The organism is Pseudomonas sp. IAC-BECa141 (assembly GCF_020544405.1).
Taxonomy (GTDB): domain Bacteria; phylum Pseudomonadota; class Gammaproteobacteria; order Pseudomonadales; family Pseudomonadaceae; genus Aquipseudomonas.
In genome coordinates this window covers 4,422,735-4,436,603 of the sequence record NZ_CP065410.1, presented here as the reverse complement: position 1 = coordinate 4,436,603, position 13,869 = coordinate 4,422,735, and the positions used below count along the sequence as shown (strand labels likewise).

The window sequence follows — 13,869 nt, the reverse complement described above, 5'->3', positions numbered from 1 at the left end:
AGGGCTGTAGCCCCGGAGTCTGCCCGGGGTGTTTACGATTCGGTGTGGCCGCTGATGCGACGGCCCCAGGCCCGGGCGGTTTCGCCGAGCTGTTGTTCGTCCAGGCGGGTCAGACGGCGGTCGTCGAGCAACTGCTTGCCGGCAACCCACAGGTGTTTCACGCAGTCGCGGCCGGTGGCGTAAATAAGCTGCGAGACCGGGTCATAGACCGGTTGCTGCGCCAGGCCGGACAGGTCGAAGGCGACGATGTCTGCCGCCTTGCCGAGTTCCAGCGAGCCGGTCTCGGCTTCGATCCCCAAGGCTCGCGCGCCGTTCAGCGTGGCCATGCGCAGCGCCCGATGGGCGTCCAGCGCGGTGGCCGAGCCGGCGACGGCTTTGGCCAGCAGGGCGGCGGTGCGGGTTTCGCCCAGCAGGTCCAGGTCATTGTTGCTCGCGGCGCCATCGGTGCCGACCGCGACGTTGACCCCGGCCTGCCACAGGCGCTCCACCGGGCAGAAACCGCTGGCCAGTTTCAGGTTCGACTCCGGGCAGTGGATCACGCTGGTGTTGCTTTCTACCAGCAACGCCAGGTCGTCATCGCTGATCTGGGTCATGTGCACGGCCTGGAAGCGCGGGCCGAGCAGGCCGAGGCGACCGAGCCGGGCCAGCGGGCGTTCGCCGCGCTGTTCGACTGCTTGCTGTACTTCGAAAGCGGTTTCGTGGACGTGCATGTGGATCGAGGCGTCCAGCTCTTCGGCGATCACACGGATTTTTTCCAGGTTCTCATCGCCAACCGTGTAGGGTGCATGAGGGCCGAAAGTGATCTTGATGCGCTCGTGATGCTTGAGGTCGCCGAACAGTTCGACGCCCTGACGAATGGCTTCATCGGCGCTGGCGGCCCCCGGAATCGGGAAGTCGAGGATCGGAATCGCAATCTGTGCGCGGATTCCGCTGTTGTGCACGCGCTCGCTGGCAACCTTCGGGAAGAAGTACATGTCCGAAAAACAGGTGATGCCACCTTTTATCTGTTCGGCGATGGCCAGATCGGTGCCGTCACGCACAAAATCTTCATCGACCCATTTGCCCTCGGCCGGCCAGATGTGGTTTTCCAGCCAGGTCATCAGCGGCAGATCGTCGGCCAGGCCCCGAAACAGCGTCATCGCGGCGTGGCCGTGAGCGTTGATCAGACCGGGACTGAGCAGTACGTCCGGCAGTTCGCGGACTTCGGCGGCGTTACACTTCAGCGCTTCGGCGCGCGGGCCGATAAACACGATGCGGCCGTCGCGGATGCCCAGGCCATGCTCCTTGAGCACAACGCCTGCAGGTTCGACGGGTACCAGCCAGGTCGGCAGCAATAATAAGTCGAGCGCAACGGCAGGTTTCGGCATCGAGGGTCGGTTCCAGTGCTTTTGTAAAGGATGGCGAAGTATACCCGAGCGTCTTCGCGGGGGGATCGCTATAATCGGCGGCTTTTGTTCATGAGTGCGGGGTGAGGGATGCGCGATCGACTATTGGCTGCGGAGAAAGTAAAGGCCATCGATTGGCGTGATGGCGCGCTCCACCTGCTGGATCAGCGCGTTTTGCCGTTCGAGGAAAACTGGATCGCCTACACCAGCGCCGCCGGCGTGGCCGAGGCGATTCGTTCGATGGTAGTGCGCGGTGCGCCGGCCATCGGCATCAGTGCGGCCTACGGCATCGTGCTGGCCGCCCGTGCCCGGATTGCCGAAGGTGGCGACTGGTACGCGGCGCTGGAAGAGGATTTCATGCTGCTGGCCGATTCCCGGCCGACGGCGGTGAATCTGTTCTGGGCGTTGAACCGCATGCATGACCGGCTGGACCGGTTGAAAGAAAACGCCGATCCGCTGGCGACGCTGGAGGCCGAAGCCATCGCCATCCATGAAAGCGATCGCGAAGCCAACCTGACCATGGCCCAGCTCGGCGTTGACCTGATCCGCAAGCATCAGGGCAATGCTCAGGCCATTCTGACGCACTGCAACACCGGCGCCCTGGCCACCGGCGGTTTCGGCACGGCACTCGGAGTGATTCGCGCAGCATTCATCGAGGGTATGGTCGAGCGCGTCTACGCCGACGAAACCCGGCCGTGGCTGCAAGGCTCGCGCCTGACCGCGTGGGAACTGGCCAACGAAGGCATTCCGGTGACCCTGAACGCTGACTCCGCCGCTGCGCACATCATGAAAACCAAAGGCGTGACCTGGGTGATCGTCGGCGCCGACCGGATCACGGCCAACGGCGACGTGGCGAACAAGATTGGCACCTATCAACTGGCAGTCAACGCCATGCATCATGGCGTTCGTTTCATGGTGGTGGCGCCGAGTTCGACCATCGACATGAATCTGGCCAGCGGTGATGACATCCCGATCGAAGAGCGCGCCGGCGCCGAATTGCTGGAAGTTGGCGGCAAGCGCGTCGGCGCTGAAGTTGAAGCGTTCAACCCGGTGTTTGACGTGACCCCGGCAGACCTGATCGATGCGATCGTCACCGAGAAAGGCATCGTCGAACGGCCGGATACCGCGAAAATGGCGCAGTTGATGTGCCGCAAGCGCCTGCATTGATTGACTCTGGCGTCTGTTCGGACGCTATCACTGGCAAGCCAGCTCCCACAGGTTTTGTGCATGCCGCCGATCTTGTGGGAGCTGCGGTGCGACGACTCGACGTGCCAGCGATGAGGCCATAAATGTCAATAAACATCCCCAAACCTGACCTCAAATTTGCATTCAGGGAAGCTCTGAGCCTCTCTCGTCCCCGTTAAGCCTGTCATCGGTCATCTAACTATGCTCCATGCGCATCTGGGGGATAGGTGCGTGGCGGCTCTTGTGATAACATCCGGCGTTTTCCGAGGCAGTCCCACGGGGTTGTCTTCACTGCGCAAATCCAGGGTCAACTTGTCGATTTGTCGTAAGTCGGCGCATGGCACTCGGCCTGCATCGACGAGCTTCGTGCGTCCCCTATGGATATGGCGAAGTTTCACCAGAAAAAGGAATCAGGCTTCTCATGGGCGAACTGGCCAAAGAAATCCTCCCGGTCAATATCGAAGACGAGCTGAAACAGTCCTATCTCGACTACGCGATGAGCGTGATCGTCGGCCGTGCACTGCCGGATGCGCGCGATGGCTTGAAGCCCGTGCACCGTCGCGTGCTGTTCGCGATGAGCGAGCTGGGCAACGACTTCAACAAGCCGTACAAGAAATCTGCCCGTGTCGTCGGCGACGTGATCGGTAAGTATCACCCGCACGGTGATACCGCGGTGTACGACACTATCGTCCGCATGGCGCAGCCTTTCTCCCTGCGTTACCTGCTGGTCGACGGCCAGGGCAACTTCGGTTCGGTGGACGGCGACAACGCCGCGGCCATGCGATACACCGAAGTGCGCATGACCAAGCTGGCGCACGAGCTGCTGGCCGACCTGCACAAGGAAACCGTGGACTGGGTGCCGAACTACGACGGCACCGAACTGATCCCGGCGGTCATGCCGACCCGCGTGCCGAACCTGCTGGTCAACGGTTCCAGCGGTATCGCCGTGGGCATGGCAACCAACATTCCGCCGCACAACCTCGGTGAAGTCATCGACGGTTGCCTGGCCCTCATCGACAACCCTGAGCTGACCGTCGATGAGCTGATGCAATACATCCCCGGTCCGGACTTCCCGACGGCCGCGATCATCAACGGTCGCGCCGGCATCATTGAAGCCTACCGCACGGGTCGCGGCCGCATTTACATGCGCGCCCGTTCGATCATTGAAGACATCGACAAGGTCGGTGGCCGTCAGCAGATCGTCATCACTGAACTCCCTTATCAGCTGAACAAGGCGCGTCTGATCGAGAAGATCGCCGAGCTGGTAAAAGAGAAGAAGCTCGAAGGCATCACCGAGCTGCGCGACGAGTCCGACAAGGACGGTATGCGCGTCGTGATCGAACTGCGTCGCGGCGAAGTGCCTGAGGTTATCCTCAACAACCTCTACGCCCAGACCCAGCTGCAATCGGTATTCGGCATCAACATCGTTGCGCTGATCGACGGCCGCCCACGGATCCTGAACCTCAAGGACCTGCTGGAAGCCTTCGTCCGTCACCGTCGCGAAGTGGTTACCCGCCGCACGGTGTTCGAACTGCGCAAGGCGCGCGAGCGTGGTCACATTCTCGAAGGTCAGGCCGTCGCCCTGTCGAACATCGACCCGGTCATCGCCCTGATCAAGGCCTCGCCGACCCCGTCGGAAGCCAAGGAAGCGCTGGTCAGCACGCCGTGGGAATCCAGTGCGGTGATGACCATGGTTGAGCGCGCCGGTGCCGATTCGTGCCGTCCGGAAAACCTCGATCCGCAATACGGTCTGCGCGACGGCAAGTACTTCCTGTCGCCGGAACAGGCGCAAGCCATTCTGGAGCTGCGTCTGCACCGTCTGACCGGTCTGGAGCACGAAAAGCTGCTGGCCGAGTATCAAGAGATCCTCAACCAGATCGGCGAGCTGATCCGCATCCTCAACAGCGCCACGCGCCTGATGGAAGTGATTCGCGAAGAGCTGGAAGTGATCCGCGCCGAATACGGCGACGTGCGCCGCACCGAAATCCTCGATGCCCGTCTCGACCTGACCCTGGGCGACATGATCCCGGAAGAAGAGCGCGTCGTGACCATCTCCCACGGCGGTTATGCCAAGACCCAGCCGCTGGCTGCGTATCAGGCCCAGCGCCGTGGCGGTAAAGGCAAATCGGCTACCGGCGTCAAGGATGAGGACTACATCGCTCACCTGCTGGTTGCCAACAGCCACACCACGCTGCTGCTGTTCTCCAGCAAGGGCAAGGTGTACTGGCTGAAAACCTACGAAATCCCGGAAGCATCCCGTGCTGCCCGTGGTCGTCCGCTGGTCAACCTGCTGCCGCTGGATGACGGTGAATACATCACTACCATGCTGCCGGTCGAGGAATACACTGAAGGTCACTACATCTTCATGGCCACCGCCAACGGCACCGTGAAGAAGACTCCACTGGAATCCTTCAGCCGTCAGCGCAGCGTCGGTCTGATCGCGCTGGAGCTGGACGAAGGCGACGTGCTGATTTCCGCAGCCATCACCGATGGCGCGCGTGAAGTGATGCTGTTCTCCGACGGCGGCAAGGTGACTCGCTTCAAGGAATCCGACGTTCGTGCCATGGGCCGTACCGCTCGTGGTGTGCGCGGCATGCGTCTGCCGGAAGGGCAGAAGCTGATTTCGATGCTGATCCCGGAAGAAGGCAGCCAGATCCTCACCGCTTCCGAGCGTGGTTATGGCAAGCGCACCGCGATCACCGAGTTCCCTGAGTACAAGCGTGGCGGTCAGGGCGTGATCGCCATGGTCAGCAACGAGCGTAACGGCCGTCTGGTCGGTGCAGTTCAGGTGCTCGACGGCGAGGAGATCATGCTGATTTCCGACCAGGGCACGCTGGTGCGTACCCGTGTCGACGAAGTTTCCAGCCTGGGTCGTAACACCCAGGGTGTGACCCTGATCAAACTGGCCAAGGATGAAACCCTGGTCGGTCTGGAGCGGGTCCAGGAACCGTCGGAAGTCGAAGGTGACGAGCTGGAGGGTGAAGAAGGTGTCGAGCTGGAACAAGGCGTGACCGGCGCCGAACCGGACGATGCGGTCGACAACCTGCAGGCGGACGCCGCAGACGAAGAAGAGTCGCAAGACTAACCAAATCGTAGCAGGGCAGAGTGTTTGCTCTGTCCGCTACCGTGATTGCATAGCGAGAGTGGATGTGAGCAAACGAGCCTTTAACTTCTGCGCAGGTCCCGCTGCGCTGCCTGAAGCTGTCCTGTTGCGTGCCCAGTCCGAGATGCTCGACTGGCATGGCAAGGGTCTGTCGGTCATGGAAATGAGCCATCGCAGTGATGACTACGTGGCCATCGCCGAAAAGGCCGAGCAAGACCTGCGCGACCTGCTGTCCATCCCCTCCAATTACAAAGTGCTGTTCCTGCAGGGCGGTGCGAGCCAGCAGTTCGCCGAGATTCCGCTGAACCTGCTGCCCGAGAACGGCACTGCCGACTATGTCGAAACCGGCATCTGGTCGAAGAAAGCCATCGAGGAAGCGCGTCGCTTCGGCAACGTCAACGTCGCTGCCAGCGCCAAGCCTTATGACTACCTGGCCATCCCTGGTCAGAACGAGTGGGAGCTGACCCCGGGTGCGGCCTATCTGCATTACGCGTCGAACGAAACCATCGGCGGCCTGCAGTTCGACTGGGTTCCCGAGGCCGGTGACGTTCCGCTGGTGGTCGACATGTCCTCTGACATCCTCTCGCGTCCCATCGATGTGTCGCAGTACGGCCTGATTTATGCCGGCGCACAGAAGAACATCGGCCCGAGTGGTCTCGTCGTTGTGATCGTTCGTGAGGATCTGCTGGGTCGTGCCCGCAGTTCGTGCCCGACCATGCTCGACTACAAGGTTTCGGCCGACAACGGTTCGATGTACAACACGCCGGCCACCTATTCCTGGTACCTCTCGGGTCTGGTCTTCGAGTGGCTGAAGGAGCAGGGCGGCGTCGCCGCGATGGAGCAGCGCAACAAGGCGAAGAAAGATCGCCTGTACGGCTTCATCGACAACAGCGACTTCTATACCAACCCGATCAGCACCAACGCCCGCTCGTGGATGAACGTGCCGTTCCGTCTGGCTGACGAACGTCTGGACAAAGCGTTCCTGGCTGGCGCCGACGCCCGTGGCCTGCTCAACCTCAAGGGCCATCGTTCGGTCGGCGGCATGCGTGCCTCGATCTACAACGCCCTGGGGCTGGACGCCGTCGAAGCCCTGGTTGGCTACATGGCTGAATTCGAGAAGGAGCATTCCTGATGTCCGAGCAGGAGCTCAAGGCGCTGCGCGTTCGCATCGACAACCTGGATGAGAAAATCCTCCAGTTGATCAGCGATCGCGCGCGCTGTGCCGAAGAGGTTGCCCGGGTCAAGATGGCCAGTCTGGCCGAGGGCGAGCAGCCGGTGTTCTATCGTCCCGAGCGTGAGGCGCAGGTCCTCAAGCGCGTGATGGAGCGCAACAAGGGGCCGCTGGGCAATGAAGAGATGGCGCGCTTGTTCCGCGAAATCATGTCTTCGTGCCTGGCCCTCGAGAACCCGCTGAAAGTCGCTTATCTCGGTCCGGAAGGCACATTCACCCAGGCGGCGGCCATGAAGCACTTCGGGCACGCGGTGATCAGCAAGCCGATGGCGGCGATCGACGAAGTGTTCCGTGAAGTGGCGGCTGGTGCGGTGAATTTCGGCGTGGTGCCGGTGGAGAACTCCACCGAAGGCGCGGTCAACCACACCCTCGACAGCTTCCTTGAGCACGACATGGTGATCTGCGGTGAAGTCGAGCTGCGGATTCACCACCACCTGCTGGTCGGTGAAAACACCAAGACCGACAGCATCAGCCGCATCTATTCCCACGCCCAGTCGCTGGCCCAGTGCCGCAAATGGCTGGATGCCCATTACCCGAATGTCGAGCGTGTGGCGGTGTCCAGCAACGCCGAAGCGGCCAAGCGGGTCAAGGGTGAGTGGAACTCGGCGGCGATCGCCGGTGACATGGCGGCCGGGCTGTACGGCCTGACGCGTCTGGCCGAGAAGATCGAGGATCGTCCGGACAACTCCACGCGCTTCCTGATGATCGGTAACCAGGAAGTGCCGCCGACCGGCGACGACAAAACTTCGATCATCGTGTCGATGAGCAACAAACCCGGCGCGCTCCATGAGCTGCTGGTGCCGTTCCATGACAACGGGATCGACCTGACCCGGATCGAAACCCGTCCGTCGCGCAGCGGTAAGTGGACCTACGTGTTCTTCATCGACTTCGTCGGTCACCACCGTGATCCGCTGATCAAAGGTGTACTGGAAAAGATCAGTCAGGAAGCAGTAGCACTCAAGGTGCTGGGTTCCTACCCGAAAGCAGTTCTTTAAGGGGTGGTAGCAATGAGTGGCAACTTCCTCGCTCTGGCACAGCCGGGCGTGCAACAACTTTCGCCATACGTGCCGGGCAAGCCCGTGGACGAGCTGGCGCGCGAGCTGGACCTGGATCCGGCAAGCATCGTCAAACTGGCAAGCAACGAAAACCCGTTGGGCGCAAGTCCGAAAGCGCTGGCCGCGATCCGCGAAGCGCTGGACGAGCTGACCCGCTACCCGGACGGCAACGGCTTCGCACTCAAATCCCTGCTGGCCGAGCAGTGTCGCGTCGAGCTGAACCAGGTGACGCTGGGCAATGGCTCCAACGACATTCTCGAACTGGTGGCGCGCGCCTATCTGGCGCCGGGCCTGAATGCAGTGTTCAGCGAGCACGCGTTCGCGGTCTACCCGATCGCGACCCAGGCGGTCGGCGCTCAGGCAAAGGTCGTTCCGGCCAAGGATTGGGGCCATGACCTGCCGGCCATGCTGGCGGCCATCGACGCCAACACTCGCGTCGTGTTCATCGCCAACCCGAACAACCCGACCGGTACCTGGTTCGGCGCTGAAGCGCTGGATGAGTTCCTGCAGGACGTGCCTGAGCATGTGCTGGTGGTACTGGACGAAGCCTACATCGAATATGCCGAAGGCGGCGATCTGCCGGATGGCCTGGACTTCCTCGCGGCTTACCCGAACCTGCTGGTCTCGCGCACCTTCTCCAAGGCCTACGGTCTGGCGGCGCTGCGCGTTGGCTATGGTCTGTCCACTCCGGTAGTGGCAGACGTGCTGAACCGTGTACGCCAGCCGTTCAACGTCAACAGCCTGGCCTTGGCCGCGGCCTGTGCGGCGCTGAAGGACGAGGAATATCTGGCGCAGAGCCGTCAGCTCAATGAGTCCGGCATGCAGCAGCTGGAAGCGGGTTTTCGCGAGCTGGGTCTGAGCTGGATACCGTCCAAGGGCAACTTTATCTGTGTCGATCTGGGTCAAGTGGCGGCTCCGGTGTTCCAGGGCCTGCTGCGCGAAGGCGTGATCGTGCGTCCGGTGGCCAACTACGGCATGCCGAACCATCTGCGAGTGACCATTGGTCTGCCGGCGGAAAACAGCCGCTTCCTTGAAGCGCTGCGCAAGGTTCTGGCTCGTGGGTGATGTCACTGCGCTGCAATCTGCTGCACCTATGATCGGGCGCCTGGTGGTGGTCGGTCTGGGGTTGATCGGTGGTTCGTTTGCCAAAGGCTTGCGTGAAAGCGGTGTGTGCCGCGAAGTGGTCGGCGTTGATCTCGACCCGCAATCGCGCAAGCTGGCGGTCGAGTTGGGCGTGGTGGATCGCTGCGAAGACGATCTGGTGGCCGCTTGCCAGGGCGCGGACGTGATCCAGTTGGCGGTGCCGATCCTGGCCATGGAAAAAGTGCTGGCTCGTCTGGCCGGCATGGATCTTGGGCAGGCAATCCTGACGGACGTCGGCAGCGCCAAGGGCAATGTGGTGCGCGCGGCGACCGAAGCGTTTGGCGGCATGCCGACGCGTTTCGTACCGGGGCATCCGATTGCCGGTTCCGAGCAGAGCGGGGTGGAAGCCTCCAACTCGGAGCTGTTCCGCCGTCATAAAGTGATTTTGACCCCGCTGGAGCAGACCGATCCGTCTGCCGTGGCGGTGGTTGATCGCTTGTGGCGCGAGCTGGGCGCCGACGTCGAGCACATGCAGGTCGAGCGTCACGATGAAGTGCTGGCCGCGACCAGCCATCTGCCGCACTTGCTGGCCTTCGGTCTGGTCGATTCGTTGGCCAAGCGCAATGAAAATCTTGAGATCTTCCGTTACGCTGCGGGCGGTTTCCGTGATTTCACAAGAATTGCCGGAAGCGACCCGGTCATGTGGCATGACATCTTTCTCGCCAACCGCGAGGCTGTCCTGCGCACACTCGATACATTTCGCAGCGACCTCGACGCCTTGCGCGACGCGGTCGATGCAGGGGATGGGCACCAATTGTTGGGCGTCTTCACGCGCGCCCGGGTTGCCCGCGAGCATTTCAGTAAAATCCTGGCCCGCAGGGCCTATGTGGACGCTATGAATTCCAACGATCTGATTTTCCTGGCTCAACCTGGTGGCCGCCTGTCCGGTCGGATTCGCGTACCGGGTGACAAATCGATTTCCCACCGTTCGATCATGCTCGGTTCCCTGGCTGAGGGCGTTACCGAAGTCGAAGGCTTCCTCGAGGGCGAAGATGCCCTGGCGACCTTGCAGGCGTTCCGCGACATGGGCGTGGTCATCGAAGGCCCGCATCACGGCCGCGTGACCATCCACGGTGTCGGCCTGCACGGCCTGAAGCCTGCGCCGGGCCCGATCTATCTGGGCAACTCCGGTACTTCGATGCGCCTGCTGTCCGGCCTGCTGGCCGCGCAGGACTTCGACAGCACCCTGACCGGTGACGCGTCGCTGTCCAAACGCCCGATGAATCGCGTCGCCAACCCGCTGCGGGAAATGGGCGCAGTGATCGAAACCGCTGCCGACGGTCGTCCGCCGATGACCATTCGTGGCGGTCACAAGCTCAAAGGCCTGACCTACACCATGCCGATGGCCAGTGCCCAGGTTAAATCCTGCCTGTTGCTGGCGGGTCTGTACGCCGAAGGCAAGACCACCGTGACCGAGCCGGCTCCGACTCGTGACCACACCGAGCGCATGCTGCGCGGCTTTGGCTATCCGGTGAGCGTTGACGGCGCGACTGCGTCCGTCGAGTCCGGTGGCACGCTGGCTGCGACCCACATCGAGGTGCCGGGTGATATCTCGTCATCGGCGTTCTTCCTGGTAGCAGCGTCGATCGCTGAAGGTTCGGAGCTGGTGCTCGAACACGTCGGCATCAACCCGACCCGTACTGGCGTAATCGACATCCTGCGCCTGATGGGCGCCGACATCACCCTGGAAAACCAGCGTGAAGTAGGCGGCGAACCAGTAGCGGATCTTCGCGTGCGGGCGGCTAAACTCAAGGGTATCGAGATTCCGGAGGCGCTGGTTCCTCTGGCCATCGACGAATTCCCGGTGCTGTTCGTGGCTGCGGCCTGTGCCGAAGGGCGCACCGTGCTGACCGGCGCCGAGGAGCTGCGGGTCAAGGAGTCGGACCGTATCCAGGTCATGGCGGACGGTTTGCTGGCGCTGGGCGTCAAGTGCGAGCCGACCCCGAACGGCATCATCATCGACGGCGGCCAGATCGGCGGCGGCGAAGTGCATGGTCATGGCGATCACCGCATCGCGATGGCTTTCAGCGTGGCCTCGCTGCGCGCCACTGCACCGATCCGCATCCATGATTGCGCCAACGTCGCGACGTCGTTCCCGAACTTCCTGGCGCTGTGCGCGCAGGTCGGCATTCGTGTGGCGCAAGAGGCTCAGTCGTGAACAACATTGCACCGGTCATCACCATCGATGGGCCAAGCGGCTCGGGCAAAGGCACCGTAGCCGGGATTCTGGCCAAGCGTCTGGGCTGGAATCTGCTGGATTCCGGCGCGCTTTATCGCCTGCTGGCGTTTGCTGCGCGCAATCATGGTGTCGACCTGACCAATGAAGAGCTGCTGAAGAAACTGGCCGCTCATCTGGATGTGCAGTTCATCGCCGCGACCGACGGTCAGTTGCAGCGCATCATTCTGGAAGGTGACGAAGTCAGCGATGTCATCCGCACTGAAAGCGTCGGTTCCGGCGCTTCCCAGGTGGCTGCATTGCCGGCCGTTCGCGAGGCGCTGCTGCAGCGCCAGCGCGCTTTCCAGGAAGTGCCTGGTCTGGTGGCCGATGGTCGCGACATGGGAACGGTGGTTTTTCCGAACGCACCCTTGAAGATTTTCCTGACCGCCAGTGCCGAGGAGCGGGCGCGCCGTCGATATTTGCAGTTGAAGGGCAAAGTCGAGGGTGTTAGTCTGTCGAGTCTGCTAGATGAGATCCGTGCGCGCGATGAGCGTGATACCCAGCGAGCGGTGGCCCCGCTCAAGCCGGCGGCCGACGCGATACAGCTGGATTCCACGGAGTTGTCCATCGATCAGGTGCTTGAACGCATCATGAGCGAGATTGCCATTCGCGATATCGCCGGGTGACCAGGAAGGCCGCAGGGGACCAGTCATAGTCCTGCGGTGGCTTCCTTTACATGAAACTGACCCGCATCGTCTGGGATGTGGAGATGGGCGTATTTTTCGCCCTAATCAACAGGAATTAAAATGAGCGAAAGCTTTGCGGAACTCTTTGAAGAAAGCCTGAAGACTCTGAACCTTCAGACAGGCTCCATCATCACCGGCGTTATCGTTGATATTGACGACAGAAATGGCTGGGTTACCGTTCATGCGGGCCTGAAGTCTGAAGCGCTCATCCCGCTTGAGCAGTTCTACAACGAAGCTGGCGAACTGACCATCAACGTCGGTGACGAAACTCACGTTGCTCTGGACTCGGTTGAAGACGGTTTCGGTGAAACCAAGCTGTCCCGTGAAAAAGCCAAGCGCGCTGAATGCTGGATCGTTCTGGAAGCAGCCTTCGCAGCTGAGGAAGTGGTCAAGGGCGTTATCAACGGTAAGGTTAAAGGCGGCTTCACTGTCGACGTTAACGGCATCCGTGCGTTCCTGCCAGGTTCCCTGGTTGACGTCCGTCCAGTGCGCGACACCACGCACCTGGAAGGCAAAGAGCTGGAATTCAAGGTCATCAAGCTGGATCAGAAGCGCAACAACGTTGTCGTTTCCCGTCGCAGCGTCCTGGAAGCCGAGAACTCCGCCGAGCGTGAAGCTCTGCTGGAATCCCTGCAGGAAGGCCAGCAAGTCAAAGGTATCGTCAAAAACCTCACCGATTACGGCGCATTCGTCGATCTGGGTGGCGTGGACGGCCTGCTGCACATCACCGACATGGCCTGGAAGCGCATCAAGCATCCTTCCGAGATCGTCAACGTTGGTGACGAGATTGACGTCAAGGTTCTGAAATACGATCGCGAACGCAACCGTGTTTCCCTGGGCCTGAAGCAACTGGGCGAAGATCCATGGGTTGCTATCAAAGCCCGTTACCCAGAAGGCACTCGCGTTACCGCTCGCGTAACCAACCTGACCGACTACGGCTGCTTCGCTGAGCTGGAAGAAGGCGTTGAAGGTCTGGTACACGTTTCGGAAATGGACTGGACCAACAAGAACATCCACCCTTCGAAAGTCGTACAAGTCGGCGACGAAGTGGAAGTCATGGTTCTGGATATCGACGAAGAGCGTCGTCGTATCTCCCTGGGCATCAAGCAGTGCAAGTCGAACCCATGGGAAGACTTCTCTGGCCAGTTCAACAAGGGCGACAAGATCTCCGGCACCATCAAGTCGATCACCGATTTCGGTATCTTCATTGGTCTGGACGGCGGCATCGACGGTCTGGTTCACCTGTCCGACATCTCCTGGAACGAAACCGGCGAAGAAGCCGTGCGTCGTTACAAGAAGGGCGACGAGCTGGACACCGTTATCCTGTCGGTTGACCCGGAGCGTGAGCGTATCTCCCTGGGTATCAAGCAACTGGAAAGCGATCCGTTCTCCGAGTACGTCTCGGTTAACGACAAAGGCGCAATCGTTACTGGCACCGTGAAAGAAGTTGACGCCAAAGGCGCCATCATCGTTCTGGCCGACGATATCGAAGCGACTCTGAAAGCCTCCGAAATCAGCCGTGACCGCGTTGAAGACGCGCGCAACGTTCTGAAAGAAGGCCAGCAAGTAGAAGCCAAGATCATCAGCGTTGATCGTAAGAGCCGCGTAATCCAGCTGTCGATCAAATCGAAAGACGATGCTGAAGAGAAAGAAGCCATCCAGAGCCTGAAAGCAGCTCCGGAAGGTGAAGCAGCTGACACCACCATGGCGGCACTGCTGCGTCAAGCAATGGCCAAACAGAACTGAGTTCTGTCTGATCATTAAAAAAAGGGCGACTTCGGTCGCCCTTTTTTGTGCCTGTGATTTATTTGGCGTCATGCTGTGCGTTGTCCCGGTGAAACCATTCCCTTTGTGCGGCGGTCT

9 protein-coding genes are annotated in these 13,869 nt (G+C 61.0%); 8 read left to right on the top strand and 1 reads right to left on the bottom strand.

The window, feature by feature from the left end:
- Window positions 1-32: 32 nt before the first annotated feature.
- Window positions 33-1,367, bottom strand: a complete 1,335-nt coding sequence (locus I5961_RS20225) for a TRZ/ATZ family hydrolase (protein WP_227233187.1) — start codon at window positions 1,365-1,367, stop codon at window positions 33-35.
- 108 nt (window positions 1,368-1,475) lie between these two features.
- Here I5961_RS20225 and mtnA point away from each other — a divergent pair, with 108 nt between their 5' ends.
- The 8 genes from mtnA to rpsA all read left to right on the top strand — a co-directional run bounded on the left by mtnA (window position 1,476) and on the right by rpsA (window position 13,752).
- Window positions 1,476-2,552: an S-methyl-5-thioribose-1-phosphate isomerase gene (mtnA, locus tag I5961_RS20220; RefSeq protein WP_085705401.1), complete on the top strand. Its 1,077-nt coding sequence runs from the start codon at window positions 1,476-1,478 to the stop codon at window positions 2,550-2,552.
- A gap of 439 nt (window positions 2,553-2,991) precedes the next feature.
- Complete coding sequence (gene gyrA, locus I5961_RS20215; RefSeq protein WP_085699927.1) at window positions 2,992-5,655, top strand: DNA gyrase subunit A; 2,664 nt, start codon at window positions 2,992-2,994, stop codon at window positions 5,653-5,655.
- Between the two features lie 64 nt (window positions 5,656-5,719).
- Entirely contained in the window at window positions 5,720-6,805 is a 1,086-nt protein-coding gene (gene serC / locus I5961_RS20210) for a 3-phosphoserine/phosphohydroxythreonine transaminase (protein ID WP_085699929.1), read from the top strand.
- A complete protein-coding gene (gene pheA, locus I5961_RS20205; protein ID WP_007950913.1) occupies window positions 6,805-7,899 on the top strand; it encodes a prephenate dehydratase in 1,095 nt (364 codons plus the stop codon). Before serC ends, pheA begins: the two co-directional genes overlap by 1 nt.
- Before the next feature lie 12 nt (window positions 7,900-7,911).
- On the top strand, window positions 7,912-9,024 hold the full coding sequence (gene hisC, locus I5961_RS20200; protein WP_227233185.1) for a histidinol-phosphate transaminase: 1,113 nt from the start codon (window positions 7,912-7,914) through the stop codon (window positions 9,022-9,024).
- A 28-nt stretch (window positions 9,025-9,052) separates the two neighbouring features.
- The gene (locus I5961_RS20195; RefSeq protein WP_264373535.1) at window positions 9,053-11,260 is read left to right on the top strand and encodes a bifunctional prephenate dehydrogenase/3-phosphoshikimate 1-carboxyvinyltransferase; all 2,208 of its coding nucleotides are present in this window, start codon (window positions 9,053-9,055) and stop codon (window positions 11,258-11,260) included.
- Entirely contained in the window at window positions 11,257-11,946 is a 690-nt protein-coding gene (cmk, locus tag I5961_RS20190; RefSeq protein WP_227233182.1) for a (d)CMP kinase, read from the top strand. Before I5961_RS20195 ends, cmk begins: the two co-directional genes overlap by 4 nt.
- Window positions 11,947-12,066: 120 nt before the next feature.
- Window positions 12,067-13,752: a 30S ribosomal protein S1 gene (gene rpsA / locus I5961_RS20185; protein WP_085699937.1), complete on the top strand. Its 1,686-nt coding sequence runs from the start codon at window positions 12,067-12,069 to the stop codon at window positions 13,750-13,752.
- The last annotated feature ends 117 nt before the right edge of the window (window positions 13,753-13,869 follow it).